Below are 21,841 nucleotides of genomic sequence, written 5' to 3'. Positions count from 1 at the left end.
TCATCCTCGGTTCAAGAAAAATGCGCCTGGCCGGGCAGGGGCCCGGACAGGTGCACGGACAGTTCAGGCCGCAGCGCGGCCAGCTCACTCAGGCGCGCGGCCACGTCAGGCCTGGCGGGTGCCAGGGCCTGCGACAGGGCCAGTGCCTCGGTTTCGGTGCGGTACTTGCCGGCAGTGCGCGCAGTCCCGGCCGCCTGGGCCAGGCTGTCCTGCACGGCCGCGTGGTCGGCGCCCATGGCCAGCAGGAAGCGGGCCTTCTTCAGGTGCAGCTCGCTGCTGTGCAGCCGCTCGTCCAGCACGTCGGCCAGGCGCAGGCATTCGTCGATCTTGTCCAGGGCCTCGGCCCAGCGCCCGCTGGCCGCCAGCATTTCGGCGACGAAGGAGCGGTAGTAGGTCTGGCAGTAGCGGCAGCCCATGTCCCAGAGCACCTGCGCCGTTGCGCTGGCGCGCGCTATGCCTTCGCTGTCTTCGCTTGCCGTGCCCTCGCCCAGGGCCCAGCAGCGGATGATGTCCGCATAGCCCGAGAACGCTGGCAGGCCGTAGCGGGCCGTGATGTCCAGCAGCTCGCCCGTGGTGGCCAGCGCGCTGGCCCGGTCGCCGCGCGCCTGGTGGACCAGGCCCTGGTAGAGCAGGGCCATGCTCAGCGAGGGAATGTGCGAGACCTCGTGCGCCAGGCGCACGGCGTCGGCCGCATCGGCCAGCGCGGCCTGCCCGAAGCCGGCGAACCAGCGCACCAGGGCGCGCCCGCAGGTGGCCCAGACACGGGTGTCGAAGCCGAACTCGGCCGCATGGTGGGCATGGGCCACGGGGTCGTAGCGGGTGATGGCGTCGGTCAGCGCTTCTTCGGCCTGCTCGAATCGGCCGTCGGAGTAGTGGGCCAGTCCCAGGTAGGTCTGGGCGGCCACCAGCACGCCCGTGTCCTGCTGGCGCACGGCCTGCTCCAGCAGCCGGTGGCTGAGCTGGCGCACTTCCTCGCGGTTGCTGGCCACGTGGTGGTAGGTGATAAGCATCCACAGGTGCTGCACCTGCTTGTAGTCGGCCACGGCGTTGGCGCCCGGGCCGGCCAGCAGCTCCTGCGACAGCGCGATGCTTTCCACCACCTGGGCATGGGCCCAGCCGTGCTTGTTCATCAGCGCCTGGGTCACGTAGCTGTTGACGTCCAGCCGCGCCTCGCGCTGGGCCACGCCCTGGAGCTGTTGCAGCCAGTCGTCGATGTGGCGCGCGTAGGCAATGGTTTCATCGTTGAGCGAGCGCAGCTGGGTGATGCGCAACTGCCGCACGGCCAGGGCCACGGCCTGGGCGTGGTCGCCGGCGTCCGCCCAGTGCTGGGCCACGCCTGCGGGTTCCGCCGCAACGCGCTGCGGCTGGTGCTGCATCAGGGCCAGGGCCACGTCGCGGTGCAGCAGCCGGCGCTGCGATACCAGCATGCATTCGTAGGCCGTGTCCCGGATCAGCGCGTGGCGGAACATGTAGGCGCCCGGGCCCGCGCGTTCGTCGGCAATCACCAGGCCGGCCTGGCCCAGGGCGGCCAGTTCCTGCCCGACTTCGCCCTGCGGGCGTTCCACGCAGGCGCACAGCAGGTCGAACTCGAAGTGCCGGCCCATGGTGGCGGCCAGCTGCAGCAGGGGCTTGAGCGGGCCGATGCGGTCAAAGCGGCTGACCAGCGAGTCGCGCAGCGTGAGCGGAATGGCGGCCGGCAGTCCGGCATGGCGAAAGTCCCAGACGCCGTCTTCCTCCACCAGGTGGGCATCCAGCAGCATGCGCGCCATTTCCTGGATGAACAGCGGCACGCCGTCGGTGCGCTCCACCACGTGGCGGATCACGGCAGGGCTGAGCCGGCGCGGTGCCAGCGTCTGGCGGGCCAGTTCGGTGGCCTGGGCGTCTTCCAGCCGCCGTACATCCACGCAGTCGGCCTGCAGGCCTTCGGGCGGTTGCCACTGCGGACGCGCCGTGAGCACCAGCAGCACGCGCCGCCCGGGCAGGCGCGATACCAGTTGCTCCAGCAGTTCGATGCTGGTGGGATCGGCCCAGTGCACGTCCTCGACGACCAGCAGCAGGGGCTCGGCTTCGGACATGTGCAGCAGCCATTGCGCGGTGGACTGCAGCAGCAGCGCCCTTTGCATGACGGCCGAGATGCGGCTGGGCTCGCAGTCGCCCAGGGGCAGCGAGAGCCAGGCGCACAGAATGGGCAGGGCGGCCTCGGCATCGCAGCCTGCGGCGCGCAGGGCTTCGCGCATCTGTTCGCGGTGGTCCTGCGGGGGATCTGCCGCCTCCAGCCGCTGCCGTATCAGGCCCAGGAAAGGGGTCAGCGCGGTGTTGCGGTGCTCGGGCTGGCATTGCAGCACCACGGTGTTCGCGCCCTGTGTCCTGGCGTGGACGAGCAGCATGTCGGCCAGGCAGGATTTGCCGATGCCCGGCTCGCCGCGAATCCACAGCGCATTGCCCCCGGCTTCGCGGGCCCGCGCCCATGCGTCGTTCAGGCGCTGCAGTTCGGGTTCGCGGCCTATGCACTGCAAGGCCGCATCGGACACAGGCCCTGGCAGTGGCTCGGCGGGCTGTTCCAGCTGCAGGCGATAGGTCTGCATGCCCGTGGGCTGGCCGGGCAGGCGCAGGCTGCCGGCCTTCTCGAAGCGCGCATGACGCGACAGCAGGCGGTGGCTGCTTTCGCTGGCCAGCAGGGTGCCCGCATCGGCGATGGCCTCCAGCCGCATGGCCACGTTGACGGCATGGCCCGAGGGCGCTTCGCCGCCGACCACCACGGCCATGCCGGTGTGCAGGCCCATGCGGATTCCGAGGTGCAGTCCGTGGACCTGCTCGATGGCGGCTGCGCGGCTGCGGCTGAGCGTCAGCAGCTCCTGGGCCGTCATGCCGGCCTGGCGGGCATCGGTGTCGCTGGTGTGCGGGTAGCCGAAGAGCACCAGCATGCGGTCGCCCAGCGTGCCCGCCAGCATGCCTCCGCGCCGGGTGGCAACGTCGGAGAACAGCGTGAGTTCCTCGCGCTGCAGCAGTTCGATGTCTTCGATGTTCAGCCCCTGCGAGGGCTGGCTTGAGGTGCCCGCCGTGCCGTCCATGCCGTGGGTGTCGCTGCCCGGCCAGAGGGAGACGCTGCAGCACAGCACGGTCAGCTGCCGCACTTCCGAGAAAACGCGCGTGGTGGCCACGGTGCGGGTGAGGTCCGACGGCTGCACCTGGGCGGCTGCGGGCAACTGGCCCACCAGATCGTCCAGCCGCACGCGCATGAGGTCCCTGAGCAGGGCCGCCGCCGAGTCGCTGCGCTCCACAGGCCGCTTCTTGAGCGCCTTGCGCAGCAGGGCGGCGATGGGGTGGGTGGAGATGGCCGGCGGCAGCTGCACTTCCTGCGGGCTGAGCTGGCGGTGCACGATCTCGGCCACCGAGGCGCCCTGCACGGCGGGCGTGCCCGTCAGGCATTCGAGGAACATCAGCCCCCAGGCATACAGATCGGTGCGGGCGCTGGGCGGCTCGCCGCGCAGCTGCTCGGGGGCGCTGTAGGCCGGCGTGCCCAGGCACTCGTCGCCCATGGTGAGCTGCGAGACCTGCGGGCCGGCAAACTGCGGGATCACGGTGCCGATGCCGAAGTCCAGCACCATGGCGTGCCGCACCGCGCCCGTGGAGGTGACCATCACGTTGTCGGGCTTGAGGTCGCGGTGCACGATGCCGGCGGCATGCGCGCAGTCCAGCGCATCGAGCACCTCGGCCATGAGGCGGCCGGCCTCGGCGGCAGTCAGCACGCCCTGGCGGCGGATCAGGCTCTTGAGGGTCTCGCCGGGCACATATTCGAAGACGCCGTAGACGCAGTCGCCTTGCTCGCCCTTGTCCAGCAGCTGGACGATGTGGGGATGGTGCAGGGACGCGCACAGCATGGTCTCGCGGTGGAAGCGCTCCACCTGGCGGCCGCCTTCCTGCAGCCTGACGACCTTGATGGCCACCGATGCACCCGTGCGCCGGTGTCGCGCGCGGTATACGGTGCCGTAGCCACCCGATCCCAAGGTTTCCAGCAGTTCGTAATCGGGTATTTCCAGGGGGGCTGGCGCCACCGGGGTCACCGCAGCTTGCGTGGGGTTGGTGATGGCATCGTGCATTTCAGCCTCGGTTGGGTATCCTCCTGGAGGGTATCCAGTCGTCCATTTGTCATACGGCAGACCGTGCTTTTGATACCGTTCGTTACTATAGCGTACGTCCGAATGCAATTGCCTGTTTTTGCCTACGTGCTTGCCCATGGTTGCCGTCGCCGTGGCGTCCGGCGCTCAGTCCAGTTGCAGCAGTGCGCTGACGGCGGTCTGCAGCATGTCCATCAGTTCCGGGTCCATGTAGCGGTACTCGTCAGGAATATCGAGCACATGCAGGCGCTTTTGCGCCAGCAGCCGGACGAAATCGGCCTTGAGGCGGGTCTGGTGCCTTTCCTCCATCACGAGAATCACGTCGGCCCAGGCCACATCGTCGGCCGACACGCGGTGGCGGGCGCCCGCACTGGTGCCGCCCGAGCGCACCTGCAAGGCAGGGTGCCTGCGCCAGACCTGCTCTGCCGTGGGGCTGCGCCACTGGTTGCGGCTGCAGACGAAGAGGACCTTGAGGCGGTTGTCATTGCGGGGCATGGCTGACAAGGGGGATGGGTGGTTGAGAGGACTGGCGCGCAGTGTAGGGCGCCGCGGTTTGCAGGTGCTGCGCCATCCCCTATGATGCGCGACACCTGTGAATAATCCCAGGTGCTCGCAACCCACGGAAAGGTCCATGCACCATGAACGGTCACTGTCTTTGCGGCGCTGTCAGCTTTGTCTCTCCCCAGGCCCGGGAAATCGGGGCCTGCCACTGTGGGTACTGCCGGCGCTGGGGCGGTGGCCCCATGCTGGCGGTGCATTGCGGGCCCGATGTGAAGTTCGAGGGCGGCGAGCACATAGGCACCTATGCCTCCTCCGAATGGGCCGAGCGCGCCTTCTGCAGGCAATGCGGCACGCACCTGTACTACCGGCTGCACGCCACGGGCGAGTACTTTGTGCCGGCCGGCGCCTTCGAGTCGCAGGACTTTGAGTTGGCCACGCAGATCTACATCGACAGAAAGCCCGGCTACTACGACTTCGCCAACCAGACGCCGACCATGACCGAGGCCGAGGTCATCGCCCAGTACGCGCCCCCGCAGGAATGAGGCACAGCACCATGCCCTTGCACGATGACGCCAGCGGTCTGGCACTGGAGCCTGCCGCACGGCCCGGCGATCCGCTCGATCGCATCGACACACCCAGCCTGGCGCTGGACCTGACGGCCTTCGATGCCAACCTGCGCACCATGCAGGACTGGGCCGACCGCCATGGCGTGGCGCTGCGCCCGCATGCCAAGGCGCACAAGTGCCCCCAGATCGCGCTGCGCCAGCTGGCGCTGGGCGCGCGTGGCATCTGCTGCCAGAAGGTGAGCGAAGCGCTGCCCTTTGTGGCGGCCGGCGTGCGCGACATCCTGATCAGCAACGAGGTCGTGGGGCCGGCCAAGCACGCGCTGCTGGCCCGGCTGGCGCGCAGTGCGCGCATGGCCGTGTGCGTGGACAACGCGGCCAACCTGGTGCAGCTGTCCGAGGCCATGTCGCAGGCGGGCGTGGAGATCGACGTGCTGGTCGAGGTGGACGTGGGTCAGGGCCGCTGCGGCGTCACGGGCCCCGAGGCCGTGCTGGCCCTGGCGCGGCAGGCGCACAACCTGCCGGGCGTGAATTTCGCGGGCCTGCAGGCCTACCACGGAGCGGCGCAGCACCGGCGCAGCCGCGAAGAGCGTGCGCAGGCCTGCCAGGAGGCTGCGAGCCGGGCGGCGGCCTGCGCGCAGCTGCTGCGCGACAACGGCCTGGCGTGCCACACCATCACGGGCGGCGGCACGGGCAGCGTGGAGTTCGATGCGGCCAGCGGCGTCTACACCGAGCTGCAGCCGGGCTCCTATGCCTTCATGGATGGCGACTACGGCGCCAACGAATGGGGCGGGGCGCTGGCCTTTCGCCGCAGCCTGTTCCTGCTGTCCACGGTGATGAGCACGCCCGCGCCGGACCGCGTCATCCTCGATGCGGGCCTGAAATCCACCTCGGCCGAATGCGGCCCGCCCGCCGTCTACGGCACGCCGGGCCTGCGCTGCGTGGCCATCAATGACGAGCACAGCGTGGTATGCGTGGAGCCTGGCGCCCAGGCGCCCGCCCTGGGCAGCGTGCTGCAGCTGCTGCCCTCCCACGTGGACCCGACATTCAACCTGCACGACGAGCTGGTGGTGCTGCAGGGCGGCACGGTGCACGCGCTGTGGCCGATTGCGGCGCGCGGGCTGTCGCGCTGAAGACGGCATGAAAGAAGCCGCCGGCCTTGCGGCGCGGCGGCTTTTTTGCGTCTGCGCCTGCTGTGGCCTGTGGCTTACAGCTCGATCTTGGCGCGGCGGATCACGTCGCCAAAGCGCTTGTTTTCCTCGACGATGAAGGCCTTGAACTCTTCGGGCGTGGGAAAGTAGTTCTCGTAGCCGAAGGTCTGGAACTTGGGCTGGATGTCGGGCTCGCGCAGGACTTTCATGGTGTCCTGGCGGATCTTCTCGACCACGGCCGGCGGCGTGGACTTGGAGACGGCAAAGGCATTCCAGCCGGTGACCACGGCATCGGCCGGGCCGCCGGACTCGGCCACGGTGGGCACGTCTTCATAGCCCTTGAGGCGGTGGGGCGCCAGCACGGCCAGAAAGCGCAGCTTGCCCGAGCGCATCAGCGGGCCGGCCGTGCCCGAGGAGCCCAGCGCAAAGGCCAGCTCGCCCGTGGCCACGCTGGTGTACAGCTGGCTGGTTTCCTTGTAGATGACGTGTTCCATCTTGGTGCCCGTCAGCGACTCCAGCAGGGCCGAGCCCAGGTGCACCGGGTTGCCCACGGACCACGAGCCGTAGTTGAGCTTGCCGGGGCGCGCCTTGGCGTCGGCAATCAGGTCGGCCACGGTCTTGTAGGGGCTGTTGACCGGCACGCAGACGAAGAAGAAGGTGCGAAACAGCGGCAGGACGACCTCGAAGTCCTTGTCGATGCTGTAGGGCAGTTTCTTGAACAGGTGGGGATAGGCGGCCAGGTGGACGTTGTCCAGCTGGATGATGTCCGTGCCGTCGGTGGCGCCCCGCTTGAAGGCCTCGATGGCGATGAAGCCGTTGCCCCCCGGGCGGTTTTCCACGATGACGGGCTGGTTCCACAGGCGCGCCAGCTTGTCGGCCACCAGGCGCGAGGTGCCGTCCGGCCCGCCGCCCACGGGGAAGGGGTTGATGATGCGCACCTGCTTGGTGGGCCAGTTGGCGGCGGCACCCGACTGGGCGCGCGCGGGTGCCAGGGCGCCCATGGCCAGGGCGCCAAGGGCGAGGCCCGCCTGGCGGCGATTGATGCGGAAGGCGCTGTCTTTCATGGTTTGTCTCCGAGTCGCTGTTGGGCTTGCTGGGTGGCTTGGTCCTATGCCGGCAAGGCACAGGCTGCTCTTGTTTTTACGCTCTCTTGCGGGAGCGGCTGGATCATCCAGTCGCCGCATTGTGTCAGTTCGTTGCAAAGCACCTAGCCGTGGCTGGCGCTAGCAGCTATAGCAAAATGGCATAAGTGAGGAGGCGAGAGAACATGAATTTGCAGCAGATAGAGACGTTCGTGCATGTGGCCGAGACCGGCAGCTTCAGCAAGGCGGCCGTGCTGCTGGAGACGGCCCAGCCCGCACTGAGCCGCCAGGTGCGGGCGCTGGAGACCGAGCTGCGCGAAACCCTGCTGATCCGCACCGGCCGCGGCGTGACGTTGACCGACGCGGGCCGCCGCCTGCTGGAGCACGGCCACGCCATCATGCAGCGCGTGGCGCTGGCCAAGGAGGATCTGGGCAGCCAGCGCGACGAGCCCGTGGGCCGCATCGTGGTGGGCCTGCCGCCCAGCCTGGCGCGGCGCCTGACGCTGCCACTGATCGATCTGTTCAGCAAGGACATGCCCAAGGCCCGGCTGGCCGTGGTCGAGGGCTTTTCCATGAACATTGCCGAATGGCTGACCTCGGGTCGCATGGACCTGGGCCTGGTCTATACGCCCGAGCCGCATCCGCACATCGAGGTCACGCCCGTGCTGGAAGAGCGCCTGTGCCTGATCGGCCCGACGCGCACGCTGGGCGGGCGCAGCAGCGTGCGCTTTGAAGAGCTGTCGCAGTTTCCGTTGATCATGCCGCAGCACGGCCAGATCTTCCGCAAGCTGATGGAAGCGCAGGCCACGCTGTCCCAGGTCAAGCTCAACGTGGTCTGGGAAGTGTCCAGCGTGCCGGCCATCCTGGACCTGGTGCGCGGCGGCTACGGCTACGCCGCGCTGACCGACAGCGCCATGCGCAGCCACCTGACCGATGCCGAGCTGGTGGGCATTCCCATCGAATCGCCCCACGTGGTGAGCACGCTGTGCCTGGCGCAGTCGGCCAAGAAAAAGGCCACGCCGCTGATCCGCAAGACTTCTCTGGCCCTGCGCGAACTGAGCCAGCAGGTGTGCGCGCCGCTCTGAGCGGTTGCAGCGACGGCGGCAGTTCAGCCAGGCCTCAGAGCAACGGCCGCAGCTCCCGCGCCGCCTCCTGCAGCAGCGGCAGCAGCTCGGCCACCATGTCGGCCGGCGCCATGCGCTGGGGCGAGGTCACGATGTTGAGCGCGGCCACCGTGCGCCCCTCCATGTTGCGCAGCGGCACGGCCAGGGCCTGCACGGCCAGCTCATGCTCTTCCAGGGCCAGGCAGAAGTCCTGTCGGCGCACTTCGTCCAGCACGCCTTCGAGCGCTGCGCTGTCGGTGACCGTGTGGGCGGTCAGGCGCCGCAGGTCGTGCGAGGCCAGCCATTGCCTGAGCTCGGCCGCAGGCAGGGCGGCCAGCAGCACGCGGCCGGTGGAGGTGGCGTGGGCGGGCAGGCGGCTGCCCAGGTGCAGGCCGTGGGCCATGAGGCGCTGGCCGCGCTCGTGCAGGGCGCTGCGCGCGACGATGACCACCTCGTGGCCATCGCGCACCACGCAGGAAAACGACAGCTGGGTCTGCGCCGCCAGCCGGTAGAGCACGGGCTGGACGATGCGCGGCAGCCGCGCCGAGGCCAGGTAGCTGCCCGACAGCCGCAGCACCTTGGGCGCCAGCCAGAAATGGCTGCCGTCCGTCTCCAGGTAACCCAGGTGCGCCAGCGTCAGCAGATGGCGGCGCGCGGCCGTGCGCGTGATGCCCGAGCGCTCGGCCGCCATGGTGGCGTTCAGGCGCTGGCGCTCGGTGTCGAAGCTCTCCAGCACGGCCAGGCCCTTGGCCAGTCCGGCGATGAAGTCATCGGGGTCGATGGGAAAGGGCTGGTTCATGGGCGGGGAGGGCGGGCATGCAGGTAGTGCGCGATTGTCGCGCAGATTGCGCGATCACCGCGCAACTCATGTGCCAGCCCCTCGTCTTTGCGCTGCCTCAAAACTAGTCTTGGGACCAGGCCATGGCATGAACCGGCCATGACATCGAACAACGCAACGGAGACAGATCAATGCGTACCCAAGTCGCCATCATCGGCGCAGGCCCTGCCGGCCTGCTTCTCGGCCAGCTGCTGTACCGCGCAGGCATAGACAACGTCATCATCGAGCAGCGCAGCGCCGACTACGTGCTGGGACGCATCCGCGCCGGCGTGCTGGAACAGGTCACCGTGGACCTGCTGGAGCAGGCCGGCGCCGATGCCCGCATGCGCGCCGAAGGCCTGCCGCACGACGGCATCGAGCTGCTGTTCGGCGGCCAGCGCCACCGCATCGACCTGCACGGCCTGACCGGCGGCAAGCGCGTCATGGTCTACGGCCAGACCGAGGTCACGCGCGACCTGATGGAAGTGCGCGTCGCCGAGGGCCTGGCCACGGTCTACGAGGCCAGCAACGTGCAGCCCGTGGGCTTCGATGGCGACAGCCCCGTCGTGCGCTACGAAAAGGACGGCCAGGTCCATGAGCTGCAATGCGACTTCATCGCCGGCTGCGACGGCTTTCACGGCATCTGCCGCGCCAGCGTGCCGCAGGACAAGGTGCGCACCTTCGAGAAGGTCTACCCCTTCGGCTGGCTGGGACTGCTGTCGGACACGCCGCCCGTCTCGCACGAACTGATCTACGCCCAGACCGAGCGCGGCTTCGCACTGTGCAGCCAGCGCAGCGCCACGCGCAGCCGCTACTACCTGCAGGTGCCGCTGACCGAAAAGGTCGAGGACTGGAGCGACGAGGCCTTCTGGAACGAACTGCGCCTGCGCCTGGACCCCGAGGCCCGCGAGCGCCTGGTGACCGGCCCCTCGCTGGAAAAGAGCATTGCCCCGCTGCGCAGCTTCGTGACCGAGCCCATGCGCTTCGGCCGCCTGTTCCTGGCCGGCGACGCGGCCCACATCGTGCCGCCCACGGGCGCCAAGGGCCTGAACCTGGCCGCCTCGGACGTGGGCTACCTGTCCAGCGCCTTCGCGCAGTACTACCGCGACAAGGCGCCCGAAGGCATCGACGGCTATTCCGAGCAATGCCTGCGCCGCGTCTGGAAGGCCGAGCGCTTTTCGTGGTGGATGACCTCGCTCATGCACCGCTTCCCCGACGCGGGCGGCTTCGACACCAAGGTGCAGGAGGCGGAACTGGACTACATCGTCAACTCCCGGGCAGGCTCGACCTCGCTGGCGGAGAACTATGTGGGGTTGCCGCTGGTGTGAGCCCAGGGCAATAGCGAGGGGCAGCGCCCGCATTGATGCGCGTCTGTCGCCACAGCATTGCGCAAATTTGCAGCCCGCCTCGCCCGGACGGGTGCGGGCGAGGAGTAAGCTTGTCGGGTTATGGCGCACATCACGTTTCCCCCTCCCTATATCGCCCCCCAGAATGCAGCGCAGTCGCTGCGCGACGCAGGCTATGCGGTGCTGCGCCCCGATGAATTCGCGGCCTGGGCAGGCGTGTCATTGACCGAGCTGCATGCGCTCGATGCCGACTGGGCCCAGCTGCCGCCCGATGCCTTTCTGAAGGACGGCGGGCGCTACCGGCGCCGCCGCCATTCCTGCTTCATCGCCGGGCAGGACGGGCTGCAGCAGGTGGAGCACCGCGCGCACTGGCAGCCGGTGGAATACAACGCCCTGCATGGCGGCATGCTGCGCATGTTCGATCCCATGCGCGACGCCACGGCGCAAAGCGCCACCTGGAGCCGCCTGCTGCTGGCGCTGGCGGGCCTGTCCGACCAGGTGTTCTGCGCACAGGGCGATGATGTGCAGCACGAGCGCTGGTTCATCGAGTCCCACCAGTTCCGCATCGACACCACGGACGGCATTGGCCGACCCACGCCCGAAGGCGCGCACCGCGACGGCGTGGACCTGGTGGCCGTGATCCTGGTCGGGCGCGAGGGCGTGAAGGGCGGCGAGACACGCATCTTCGAGGCCACGGGTCCCAGCGGCCAGCGCTTTACGCTGACCGAGCCCTGGTCGGTGATGCTGCTGGACGATGCCCGCATGATCCACGAGACCACGCCCATCCAGCCAGAGCAGCCGGGCGGCGTGCGCGATACCCTGGTGCTGACCTATCGCCGCCAGGGTTTCCAGGGCTCGGAGCTGACGCGTCGCCGCAAGGATTGATGCAGCTCAAGACGCTGGCGCATGATGGGCGCACACTTTGGTTCATCGACCCGGCCGTCCCCGATTCCTGAGGGCGGCCAAGCACAAAGGAGAAAACGCATGTTCAAGCACATCCTGGTTCCCGTGGACGGCTCCAACAGCTCGATGCTGGCGGTCCACAAGGGCGTGGAGCTGGCCAAGGTCTTTGGCAGCACGCTGACGGCGGTCTACGTGGTGGACCCCTATCCGTTCACGGGCGTGGGCGCCGACTTCGCCTACGGCCAGTCGCAGTACCTGAGCGCGGCCACGGCCGAGGCCAACACCACGCTGGACGCCGTCAAGAAGATCACCGACGAGGCCGGCATCACCGCCACCACCGTGGTGGGCGAAGGCCATGCGGTGCACGAAGGCATCGTGCGCGTGCTCGAGAGCACGGGCGCCGACCTGATCATCATGGGCTCGCAAGGCCGCCGTGGCCTGGAAAAGCTGATGCTGGGCAGCGTGACCCAGCGCGTGCTGGGCGCCGTGCGCGTGCCGGTGCTGGTGGTGCGCGAGTAATTCCCGGGCCGCTCGGCCCTTCGCCGGGTGAAACGTCAACGGCTCCTTCGGGAGCCGTTTTTATTGGTGCGCTGCAGGGGGAGAGGGCGATCAGCGATTGAGCAGCCGTGCCAGCCAGCCCTTTTTCTTGCGCTGCAGTTCCAGTTCCTGCAGCACTTCGTTCTTGAGCCTTTCCTTCTCGGCGGCAGGACTGGACTCGCGCGCCATGCGCAGATAGGCCTTGGCCGAGTCCACGTAGCCGGTGTCTTCGTTGCGGATGTGGTTGAACAGCCAGCGCGAGAGCATGCCGTGCAGCTCGGCGGCCACGTCCTCGCCGGCATCGAAGCGGGTCTGCATCTCGATCACGCGGCGGGTGAACAGCTCGTGCACCTTCTTGTGCGGGCCGGCGAACATGTAGCCGGCGCTCTCGATCAGGCTTTCCTCGAACACGAAGTGCGAGACGGTGTAGTCGATCATCTCGCCGATGACATCGCCCAGGGCCTCGCGGTCGGGCGACGAACGCAGCTCGTAGAGCTTGTTGATGTAGTCGACGATGCGGCGGTGCTGCCTGTCGATCTCTGCAATTCCGGTGTCCAGCTCGGGGACCCAGACCAGCAATGCCATGGCGTTCTCCAGGAATTCGGTGATTTCCGGAGAAGTATTCACGGGACTGTCACATCGCCCCTTGATGCAGATCAGTCTGATCTGCATCAAGGAGACGCGGCGTCACTCGATCTTGGCGCCCGAGGACTCGACGATCTGCTTGGACTGCTTGAAGTCGGCCTGGAACATTTTGTCGAAGTCGGCCACGGTCATGGACTGGGGCTCGGCGCCCTGGGTCTGGATGGCGTCGCGCACTTCGGGCATGGCCAGCAGCTTGTTCACTTCGGCGTTGACCTTGGTCACGACGGCCGTGGGCGTGCCCTTGGGCATGAACAGGCCGTACCAGGTGCTCACGTCAAAGCCCTTGAGGCCCGATTCGGCCAGCGTGGGCGTGTCGGGCAGCGAGGACGAGCGCTTGGCCGAGGTCACGGCGATGGCGCGCAGCTTGCCGGCCTTGATCTGGCCGATGGCCGAGGGCACGGAGGACACCAGCAGGTCCACGTTGCCGGCCAGCGCATCCATCAGGGCCGGGTTGGAGCCCTTGTAGGGCACGTGCACCAGCTGGATGCCCGCCGCTTTCTCCAGCAGCACGCCCGAGAGGTGGATGCTGGTGCCATTGCCCGGCGAGCCGTAGGTCACCTTGCCCGGGTGCTGCTTGGCAGCGGCCACGATGTCGGCCAGGGTCTTGTAGGGCGAGTTCACGCTGGTGGCGATCACGATGGGCGTGTAGGCCACGTGGGCCACGGGCACCAGGTCCTTCACCGGGTTCCAGGGCAGGTTCTTGTAGAGGTAGGGGCCCAGGACCACGTTGTCCTTCTGGCCCATGACCATGTCGTAGCCCGTGGGCGCTGCCTTGGCGGCCTCGGTGATGCCGATGGTGCCGCCAGCGCCCGCGCGGTTGTCGGGCACCACGGTCCACTTGCTGACTTCGGTAAGCTTGTTGGACACCACGCGCGCGAGGATGTCGGTGCCGCCGCCGGGCGGGAAGGGCACGATCATGCGCACGGGCTTGTTCGGATAGTCGGCAGCCGCACCTTGGGCGGCTGCGGAAAAGCTCAGGCCCATGGCGGCGGCCACGGCGGTGCAGGTGATCAGTTGGCGGAACATGAAAGAAGAAACTCCAGGGTCTGATGGGGCGGTGCAACCCTCTCGCAGCGGACCGGCAGTGCCGGGCCGCCCATGCGGTGGGTTGTCGATGATCGGGGAGGGTGGTTCCGCCATCTTGCATTGGGAAACCCGCTATTTGGGCGGATTTCCGCAATCTGTGCCACAGGGGCTTCCACCAAGGAGCAGCTTGTGCCTGCTCCAGAGGGAAGCGGGCTATTTTATGCCGCCTTGGTGCCTGGCCGCAGGCCAGGCGCTCAGCCCTGCGCCAACTGCCTGTCCAGCACGCGCACCGTCTCGTACAGAACCCGGGTGCCGTCCAGCAGCTGGGACGGCTCTATCCATTCCTCGGGCGCGTGGCTGCGGCCGTGGAGGCAGGGGATGAAGATCATGCCCATGGGGCCGGTGGGCGCCATGTAGACGGCGTCATGGCCGGCGCCGCTGGGCATGCGCATGTGGGCGTAGCCCAGGTTGTCGCAGGCCTGCTCCACGCCCTGCATGACCAGGCCAGCGCAGTCCGTGGGCTGGGAGCGGCTCACGTCGGCCATCTCGGCACGCACGCGCAGGGCGGCCAGGCCGGGCAGGACTTCGGCCAGCAGTTCCTCGGGGAAGCTCTCCAGCACGCCGGCGTGGTCGCTGCGCACTTCCATCATCATCTCGACCAGGCCGGGCACGGCATTGGAGGCATTGGGCGTGAGCGAGAGCCGGCCCACGGTGGCCACCACATAGTGGGGCTGGCCATTGAGCGCAGCGGCCTTGCGGTTGGCCGCATCGATGATGCGCGCCGCGCCCACCAGCGCGTCCTGTCGGATGTCCATGGGCGTGGTGCCTGCGTGGTCGGCCTGGCCGTGCACGGTGAAGCCCACGCGGCGTATGCCCACGATGTTCGTCACCACGCCAATGGGCAGGCCGCGCTGCTCCAGCACCGGGCCCTGCTCTATGTGCAGCTCCACGAAGGCGGCCGTGCCGCCGGCGCTGCGCAGCGGGCGGTGCAGCGCCTCGGGCCGTGCGCCGATGCGCCGCATGCCTTCGGCCAGGGTTTCGCCTTGCGGGTTGCGTGCCGCCAGCATGGCGGCGTCCAGCTTGCCCGACAGCGCGCGGCTGCCGATGCAGGAGATGCCGTAGTCGCTGGGCTCCTCGGACAGGAAGTCGATCACCTCGAACGGGTGCTGCAGGGCGATGCCGTTTTCATGCAGGCAGTGCGCCACCTCGATGCCGGCCAGCACGCCGATGATGCCGTCGAAGCGCCCGCCCATCATCACGGTGTCGCAGTGCGAGCCGGTGGAGATGGGGGCGCGTTCTGCGCCGCCCGCAGCGGCCTGGGCAGCCGGCAGGCGGCCGACCAGATTGCCGCCTTCATCCAGATGCACCTGCATGCCCGCGGCCGCGAACTCGGCGCGCAGCCAGGCGCGGGCCTGGTCGAACTCGGGCGAGAAGGCGCGGCGGGTCCAGGGCCGGTCGGGCAGGGTGAAGGTGGACAGGGTCTGGACACGGCGCCAAAGGCGCTCGGCATTGATGGGGGGCAGGGCGGTCATGGGTCTCGGTGAGTTCTGCGGCAGGCGCGCGAGCCGCGCAGGCGGCGCAGGCAGGCTGGGCGAAGCGGGGATTGTCGCGCGCAAAGGCGGTGCTCATGCAGACGTGCGCAGGCTCCTGAGCAACCGCTCCAACGTGTCGAAGCTCACGGGCTTGACCAGGTGGTGGTCCATGCCGGCCTCGCGCGATCGTCTCAGGTCATCCTCCTGCCCCCAGCCCGTGAGGGCGATCAGCAGGACCTGGTCGCGGCCCTGCCGGGCGCGGATGCGGCGCGCAACTTCCAGGCCGTCCATGCCGGGCAGGCCGATGTCCAGCAGCACGACGTCGGGCCTGAAGGCGTCGTGCATGGCCAGCGCGCCGGGGCCGTCGCGGGCGATCTCGACCTCGGCTCCCAGCAGCCCTAGCAGCATGGACAGGGTGTCGGCGGCGTCCGCGTTGTCATCGACCACCAGGATGCGGCCGAAGGCTGGCGCGTCCCCGGACTGCGCGCCTGCGGCCGGGCCGGGCAGGGAGGGCACATCGGCGGGTTCATGGGCGGATGCAACGGCAGGTGCATGGGCCGGCAAGGGCAGGCGCAGCCGCAATTCGCTGCCATGGCCCGGACCTTCGCTGAGCGCCTGCACGCTGCCGCCGTGCATCTCCACCAGGCTGCGCACCAGGGTCAGGCCGATGCCCAGGCCCCCCTGGCCCCGGCGGCCGCCGCGGTCCACCTGCATGAACATGTCGAAGATCCTGTCCAGCAGCGCGGCGGGGATGCCTATGCCGTCGTCACGCACGGAGATCACGGCCTGCGCACCCTCTGCCCAGGCCGCCAGCACGATGTGGCCGCCGGGATCGGTGTACTTGGCGGCATTGTTGAGAAGGTTGGTGACCATTTGCGCCAGCCGCACGGGGTCGGCCGGCAGAAGCAGGGTCTCGGCGGGCAGCTCCAGCCGAAGCTGGTGGCCGCCGGATTCCATGACCGCATGGCTGGCCGCCGCCACGCCTTGCAGCACGTTGTTCAGGTCCACCACCTCCTTGCGCAGCTGGACCTTGCCCGTGGTGATGCGCGAGACCTCCAGCAGGTCGTCCACCATGCGCACCATGTGGTTGACCTGGCGCTCCAGCATCTCCTGGCTGCGGCGCGCGCTGTCGTCGCCATGGACGGTGCGCTTGAGGATTTGCAGGCCGTGGCTGATGGGTGCCAGCGGATTGCGCAGCTCGTGGGCCAGGGTTGCCAGGAACTCGTCCTTGCGCCGGTCGGCCTCCCTGAGGTGCTGCTCGGCGCGCTTGAGTTCGGTGATGTCCTGGATGACGGAGCAGGTGCCCACGAGCTGCCCGCCGTCATCGCGCAGCGGAGCGGCGCTGACGCGCATCCACCATTCGCGGCCCTCGTCGTCGGTGTGCAGCATCTCCAGCCCCGGCATGACCACCTCGCCGCGCAGCGCGCGCCTGCCGGGCCAGTTCTCGGGCGGTATGGGCCGGCCCTTGTCGTCCCAGCCGCGCCAGCGCTGCACGCGGTCGGCAAGGGTGGACGGGATGGCGCGCGGGACGAATCGGTCCATGAGCGCATTGCTGAGCACCATGGTGCCGCCCATGTCGGACACGCCCACGCCCGCCGGCATCTGGTCGATGATGGCGCGCAGCCTTTTCTCGTTGGCGCGCAGGGCGGCATGGGCCTGCTCGCGCACGCGCTCGAGCTGCAGCAGCGAGGCGACGCGCGCCAGCAGCTCGCGCGCCGAAAAGGGCTTGACCAGGTAGTCGTCCGCGCCTGCGCGCAGGCCTTCGACCTGGGCCTCCTGGCCTGCACGCGCGGACAGCATGATGACGGGGATGGAGCGCGTGGCCTCGTCGCTGCGCAGCGCATGCAGCAGCTCGAAGCCGTCGAGCACGGGCATCATCACGTCGGCAATCACGAGATCGGGCCGCTGGCGCCGGATGCAGTCCAGCGCGGCCCGGCCGTCGCCGGACACCTCCACCTCGTACAGCGGACGCAGCAACTGGCCGATGTAGCCGCGCATGTCGGCGTTGTCGTCGGCGCAGACGATGCGCGGCCGGGGGCCTTGCGGTTCGGCCCCACCCGGCACGCCGTGCGGGGCGTGCGTGGGCGATTCGCCCGGCACCCACTGCCGCGTCTCGTCCACGAGCTGGCGTGCGGCCGGGGCGCCCGCGCCGTGCCCCGGCGGCGGCGGGGTTGACGGTGACGCGATGGGGTTCACCTGTTCGGCCGGCAGGTGCGCGCTGCCCTTGGGCAGCCGCACGGTGAAGCGGCTGCCCTCGCCCTCCGTGCTGGTGACCGTGATGGTGCCGCCATGCAGCCGCACCAGTTCCTGCACCAGGGCCAGGCCGATGCCCGTGCCCTCGTGCGTGCGGGCGGGCTTGCCCGGAATGCGGTGAAAGCGCTGGAAAAGATGGGGCAGGTGCTGGGGTGCGATCCCCGAGCCGGTGTCGCTGACGGACAGCTCCACCGCAGGGCCCGCGTCGTGCAGCGCCACGGCGATCTCGCCCTGCAAGGTGAACTTGAAGGCGTTGGACAGCAGGTTGAGCACGATCTTTTCGTACATGTCCTGGTCCACGTAGACCGGCCCTTGCAGTGGCGGGCAGTCCACGCGCAGCCGCAGGCCCGCCTGCTCCATGGCCGAGCGGAACACGCTGGCCAGCTCGGCCGTGGCGCGGGCCAGGTCCGTGGGCTCGTAGCTGGCCTGCATGCGCCCGGCCTCGATGCGCGCGAAGTCCAGCAGGGCGTTGACCAGCTTTTGCAGGCGCAGCGCGTTGCGGTGGACCATCTGCGCCTGATCGGGCGGCAGGTGGCCGCCGTGCTCGCGCAGGGCGTCGTCCAGCGGCCCCAGGATCAGCGTCAGCGGCGTGCGCAGCTCGTGGCTGACGTTGGAGAAGAACACGGTCTTGGCACGGTCCACCTCGGCCAGGGCCCGGGCGCGCCGCGCTTCCTGCTCATAGGCCACGGCGTGCGCGACAACGCCGCCCGTGTGGCTTGCCACCATATCGAGGAAGGCGCAGTACTCCGCATCCAGCGGGCGGCGCGGGCTGACGCCCAGCACCAGCACGCCCGAGGCCTGGCCGTCGCCCGACCAGCGAACGGGCACGATGCGCGCCAGGCGCGAGGGTTCGGGCCAGGGGCCGCCAGGCAGGGTCAGGCCCAGCTGCGCCAGGTCCACGTTGGCCGGCTGGCCCGATTGCACGGCCTGGGCCAGCGGCCAGGGCGCGGCGTCGGCCGCCAGGTCGGTGTCCATGCCGGTGGAGCACAGCAGCTGGAAGGCCGGGGGAGCGGTGTCTGCGCTGCCTGCATCCGGGGCGGCCTGGCATTCGTAGATGATGGCGAAGGGCACGTCGTAGGGGTTTTCATCCAGCACGGCGCAGACCTTTTCGCCCGCGTCCTTGGCACTGCGCATGTCCAGCGTGCGGATGCCCAGGCGGTGCAGCGTCTCCAGGCGCCGCCGGCTGACGATTTTCTCGGTGGTGTCGGTGCAGGGACAGAACACGCCCTGCACGGTGATGCCGTCATCGGCCAGGATGGGGCCGTAGGTGAAGGTGACGAAGACCTCTTCCTGCGGCAGCTCGCGGTCGAAGAAGTAGCGCGCATCGGTGGACCAGGTGGCCTGGCCCGTGCGCAGCACGCCCTCCAGCATGGGGCCGATGTCGTCCCAGATCTCGCTCCAGCATTGCGCGCCGGCCTGTCCCAGCGCCTTGGGGTGCTTGCTGGTGCCCAGGAAGGGAATGTAGGCGTCGTTGTAGATCAGCCGGAAGTCATCGCCCCACCAGATGATGATGGGAAAGCGCGAGCCCAGCATCAGGCTGGCGGCGTTGCGCAGGCTTTGCGGCCAGCTCTGCGGCGAGCCCAGGGGCGTGGCCGCCCAGTCGTGGGCGCGCACGCGTGCCGCCATTTCGCCGCGCTGCGGCAGGAATCCAAAACCGTCTTCTGAATTCACGGGTTCTCCCACGGGATTGCCGACTTCGCGGGCCGGCCTGTGTCGTTGATCCAGGCGCCGGGGCCGCGGGGGCGGCGCAGCTATCGCGAGGCGGATTGCGCTGCAGGTGCGGCGCCTCGCCTGCGGGCGCCCTTGCGGGCAGCGCAATGCGCTGCTTTCCGGCCCCGGCCGCAGCCCGATTGCCTGCCGCCGCCGCTGTCCTTGTCCACGGTGGCCCACAGGCGCCTTTCGGCCTCTTCATGGCCTGCGCCGCGCGATTCGTGGCTGTGCACTATGTGCCGGGCCTGGCGTTTTCGCTCATGGGTATCGGTGGATTTGTCTCCTCGGGGCATGTCACTCTCCCTTGCGGGTCTGTTCCTGCTCGGGCGCGGGCGGCAATTCTATGGGGGGCGCCGTGGTGGGCGGATCTATCGGCTCGGGTCCGCGCGGGCGGCCGGGCTGGCGGTTGGGATCGTCGGGTGCCACGGGGTCGTTGGGCGTGGTCGGCACCTGGGGAATATTGGGTGCGTGGGGCAGGGGGTGGTTCATGGCTGCTGCTGTCCTGAGGGGAAGGGTTGATACAAGTGCGCAAGCGGGCTCAGCGTGGCGCGGTGGTGGCGGGTGCGGTGGCCGGATCGGCCTGCGGCGGCGTCATGGACGGCGCGGCAGGTGCGGCAGGTGCGGCCGGCGAGGCAGAGGAGGTGGGTTCTGTCGCTGGCGTTCCGGTGGCGCTGGGCGCATCCAGCCGCCCCCTGGGTGCCATGAAGTTGAACATCAGCACCAGGATCAGTGCGACGGCGGCCGTGAGGGCGGCGATGCGCAGCGGCCAGCGGCCATCGCGGATGTGGTTGCTCTCGCTGCGCTGGCGTTCGAGGGGGGCGTGCACTCTGCGGGGAGGGGTGTCCATGGCGGTCTCCTTCAATCCATGAGCCTTCACCTTAGGCCGGACGGCGGCCTGCAACTGTCGGACAAGGCAGGACCTGGGGGAGCGACAAGCCGCTGCACGGCAGTGGGGCTTGGCAGGACACACCGCCACGGGCAGCGGCGCCAAGGGCCATCGCAAGGCCGCGGCCGCGACGGCAGGTGCCGTGTCAGCCGTGGCGCCTGCGCCGGTCGGCCGGCGCTATGCGCAGCAGCTGGCGGTACTTGGTGACGGTGCGGCGGGCCACGACCAGGCCCTGGGCGCCCAGCTGGCGTGCGATATCGACGTCGGACAGGGGCCGGGCATCGGATTCGGCCGCGATGATGTCGCCGATCAGCTCGCGGATGGCCGTGGCCGAGCAGGCGCTGCCGCTGGCACTGAGCATGGGGCGCGAGAAGAAGTGCTTGAGCTCGAACACGCCCGTGGGCGTGGCCATGTACTTGTTGTTGGTCACGCGCGAGACGGTGGATTCGTGCACACCCACTTCCTCGGCAATTTCGCGCAGCACCAGCGGCTTCATGGCCATGGCGCCGAACTCCAGGAACAGCTCCTGCTTTCGCACGATGGCCCGGGCCACGTCCAGGATGGTGGAAAAGCGCTGCTCCACATTGCGCACGGTCCAGCGCGCGTCCTGCAGATGGTCGGCCAGCTGGGCCTGGCCCGTGCAGCGGTGGCGCTGGAACAGCTGCTCGTAGACGCTGTTCAGTCGCACGCGCGGCACGACGGCGGGGTTCAGTTGCACATTCCAGCCGCTCGGTCCCCTGCGCACGATCACGTCGGGAACGATGTAGTCCACGCGCGTGGAGCCGAAGCTCCAGCCAGGCCTGGGGTTGAGGCGCCGTATGGCATCCATGGCCTGCACGACCTGGGCCGCCGGCACCTGCAGCGCCTTGGCCAGCCGCGGCACGTCGCGCGCGGCCAGCGCGTCCATGTGGTGCTGCAGCAGGGTCTGCGACAGCTGGCGCAGCGTGGCGTCGGCCATCTGCGGGCATTGCAGCAACAGGCATTCGCCCACGCTGCGCGCGGCCACGCCCGCCGGATCCAGCGATTGCACCAGTCGCAGGGCGATGAGCATTTCCTGCGCATCGGGCGCCGGGCTGAGCGCCAGCAGGCCGGCCAGCTCCTGCAGGTCCGTGCGCAGATAGCCGTCGTCGTCCAGCGATTCCACGATGGCGCGCGCCATGCACAGGTCGCGCGGAGTCATGGCCGTCACGTTGAGCTGGCCGTGCAGGTGCATGGCCAGCGTGGTTTCGCAGGCAGCCGTGTCCATGGCGGAACCTTCCGCGTCAACGGCCTGGCGCGCGCCCAGGTGCATGTCGGCCACCCACAGGTCGCGGTCATCTGCGGGCTCGGCATCTTCCAGGAATGGGTTGTCCTCCATCTTGCTGCGCACCATCGCGGCAAAGTCCAGCGAGGACATCTGCAGCATGCGCACCGCGTGCTGCAAGCGCGGGGAAAGCGTCTGGGACTGGCGTATGTCCGCCTTGAGGTGCATGGAACCCATCTCGTCTCCTTGTTGCGATGGCCACAAGGACGCAACGTTCATGCCCCGATCAGCGTGGCGAATCGTCTGGATACACTTTGGGCACGAAACCTGCTGCGTACTTGCTGCGCAGAAGGCACAGGGGCCCGGGGTTCGGCCGTCGCTGCGGGTATCGGCTTTGCAACAGCAGGGCCGCTCAAGGCGCCTGC

At 69.0% G+C, this 21,841-nt stretch carries 17 protein-coding genes; 6 read left to right on the top strand and 11 right to left on the bottom strand.

The annotated features are described in order from the left end of the window. Positions 1–11: 11 nt before the first annotated feature. Positions 12–4,100: a TOMM system kinase/cyclase fusion protein gene (locus ACF8ME_RS26270; protein WP_392418907.1), complete on the bottom strand. Its 4,089-nt coding sequence runs from the start codon at positions 4,098–4,100 to the stop codon at positions 12–14. Between the two features lie 165 nt (positions 4,101–4,265). Beyond that, entirely contained in the window at positions 4,266–4,613 is a 348-nt protein-coding gene (locus ACF8ME_RS26265; RefSeq protein ID WP_392418904.1) for a low molecular weight protein tyrosine phosphatase family protein, read from the bottom strand. 143 nt (positions 4,614–4,756) lie between these two features. Here ACF8ME_RS26265 and ACF8ME_RS26260 point away from each other — a divergent pair, with 143 nt between their 5' ends. Both ACF8ME_RS26260 and ACF8ME_RS26255 read left to right on the top strand, forming a co-directional pair. Next, a complete protein-coding gene (locus tag ACF8ME_RS26260) occupies positions 4,757–5,161 on the top strand; it encodes a GFA family protein (protein ID WP_016446370.1) in 405 nt (134 codons plus the stop codon). A gap of 11 nt (positions 5,162–5,172) precedes the next feature. Then, complete coding sequence (locus ACF8ME_RS26255) at positions 5,173–6,315, top strand: DSD1 family PLP-dependent enzyme (RefSeq protein WP_047327503.1); 1,143 nt, start codon at positions 5,173–5,175, stop codon at positions 6,313–6,315. 74 nt (positions 6,316–6,389) lie between these two features. Here the strand turns inward: ACF8ME_RS26255 and ACF8ME_RS26250 are convergent, their stop codons facing one another. Beyond that, positions 6,390–7,397, bottom strand: a complete 1,008-nt coding sequence (locus tag ACF8ME_RS26250) for a tripartite tricarboxylate transporter substrate binding protein (protein ID WP_046238589.1) — start codon at positions 7,395–7,397, stop codon at positions 6,390–6,392. 203 nt (positions 7,398–7,600) lie between these two features. On the opposite strand from ACF8ME_RS26250, the gene ACF8ME_RS26245 reads away from it, so the two are divergent. Next, positions 7,601–8,500, top strand: coding sequence for a LysR family transcriptional regulator (locus tag ACF8ME_RS26245; RefSeq protein ID WP_312841185.1), 900 nt, complete (start codon positions 7,601–7,603; stop codon positions 8,498–8,500). A gap of 34 nt (positions 8,501–8,534) precedes the next feature. Here ACF8ME_RS26245 and ACF8ME_RS26240 read toward each other — a convergent pair whose 3' ends face one another. Beyond that, positions 8,535–9,317, bottom strand: coding sequence for an IclR family transcriptional regulator C-terminal domain-containing protein (locus ACF8ME_RS26240; protein WP_016446366.1), 783 nt, complete (start codon positions 9,315–9,317; stop codon positions 8,535–8,537). Positions 9,318–9,487: 170 nt separating this feature from the next. On the opposite strand from ACF8ME_RS26240, the gene pobA reads away from it, so the two are divergent. From pobA to ACF8ME_RS26225, 3 genes are all read left to right on the top strand, one after another. Further along, positions 9,488–10,663, top strand: a complete 1,176-nt coding sequence (pobA, locus tag ACF8ME_RS26235) for a 4-hydroxybenzoate 3-monooxygenase (RefSeq protein WP_047327502.1) — start codon at positions 9,488–9,490, stop codon at positions 10,661–10,663. A gap of 120 nt (positions 10,664–10,783) precedes the next feature. Then, on the top strand, positions 10,784–11,566 hold the full coding sequence (locus tag ACF8ME_RS26230) for a 2OG-Fe dioxygenase family protein (RefSeq protein WP_043791151.1): 783 nt from the start codon (positions 10,784–10,786) through the stop codon (positions 11,564–11,566). Positions 11,567–11,665: 99 nt separating this feature from the next. After that, positions 11,666–12,103 (top strand): universal stress protein, encoded by a 438-nt coding sequence (locus ACF8ME_RS26225; protein ID WP_016446360.1) that lies wholly within the window; start codon positions 11,666–11,668, stop codon positions 12,101–12,103. A gap of 90 nt (positions 12,104–12,193) precedes the next feature. On the opposite strand, the gene ACF8ME_RS26220 is transcribed toward ACF8ME_RS26225, so the two are convergent. From ACF8ME_RS26220 to rpoN, 7 genes are all read right to left on the bottom strand, one after another. After that, positions 12,194–12,748, bottom strand: coding sequence for a bacteriohemerythrin (locus tag ACF8ME_RS26220; protein WP_227468561.1), 555 nt, complete (start codon positions 12,746–12,748; stop codon positions 12,194–12,196). Between the two features lie 60 nt (positions 12,749–12,808). Continuing rightward, positions 12,809–13,792 carry a tripartite tricarboxylate transporter substrate binding protein gene (locus ACF8ME_RS26215; RefSeq protein WP_017404816.1) on the bottom strand — a complete coding sequence of 328 codons (984 nt, stop codon included), beginning with the start codon at positions 13,790–13,792 and terminating at the stop codon, positions 12,809–12,811. A 254-nt stretch (positions 13,793–14,046) separates the two neighbouring features. Next, positions 14,047–15,324, bottom strand: a complete 1,278-nt coding sequence (locus ACF8ME_RS26210) for a Zn-dependent hydrolase (RefSeq protein WP_043791156.1) — start codon at positions 15,322–15,324, stop codon at positions 14,047–14,049. A gap of 93 nt (positions 15,325–15,417) precedes the next feature. Then, the gene (locus ACF8ME_RS26205) at positions 15,418–19,248 is read right to left on the bottom strand and encodes an ATP-binding protein (protein ID WP_392418901.1); all 3,831 of its coding nucleotides are present in this window, start codon (positions 19,246–19,248) and stop codon (positions 15,418–15,420) included. 333 nt (positions 19,249–19,581) lie between these two features. Then, complete coding sequence (locus ACF8ME_RS26200; RefSeq protein WP_016446355.1) at positions 19,582–19,776, bottom strand: hypothetical protein; 195 nt, start codon at positions 19,774–19,776, stop codon at positions 19,582–19,584. 49 nt (positions 19,777–19,825) lie between these two features. Next, positions 19,826–20,134 (bottom strand): hypothetical protein, encoded by a 309-nt coding sequence (locus ACF8ME_RS26195; protein WP_392418898.1) that lies wholly within the window; start codon positions 20,132–20,134, stop codon positions 19,826–19,828. Between the two features lie 184 nt (positions 20,135–20,318). After that, positions 20,319–21,653: an RNA polymerase factor sigma-54 gene (gene rpoN / locus ACF8ME_RS26190; RefSeq protein WP_126312568.1), complete on the bottom strand. Its 1,335-nt coding sequence runs from the start codon at positions 21,651–21,653 to the stop codon at positions 20,319–20,321. Between the last annotated feature and the right edge of the window lie 188 nt (positions 21,654–21,841).

It is taken from the genome of Delftia sp. WSY_7 (assembly GCF_043104845.1).
Taxonomy (GTDB): Bacteria; Pseudomonadota; Gammaproteobacteria; order Burkholderiales; family Burkholderiaceae_C; genus Comamonas; species Comamonas tsuruhatensis.
Note: the sequence above shows the minus strand (reverse complement) of the source record. Positions and strands in the feature narration are given on the sequence as shown.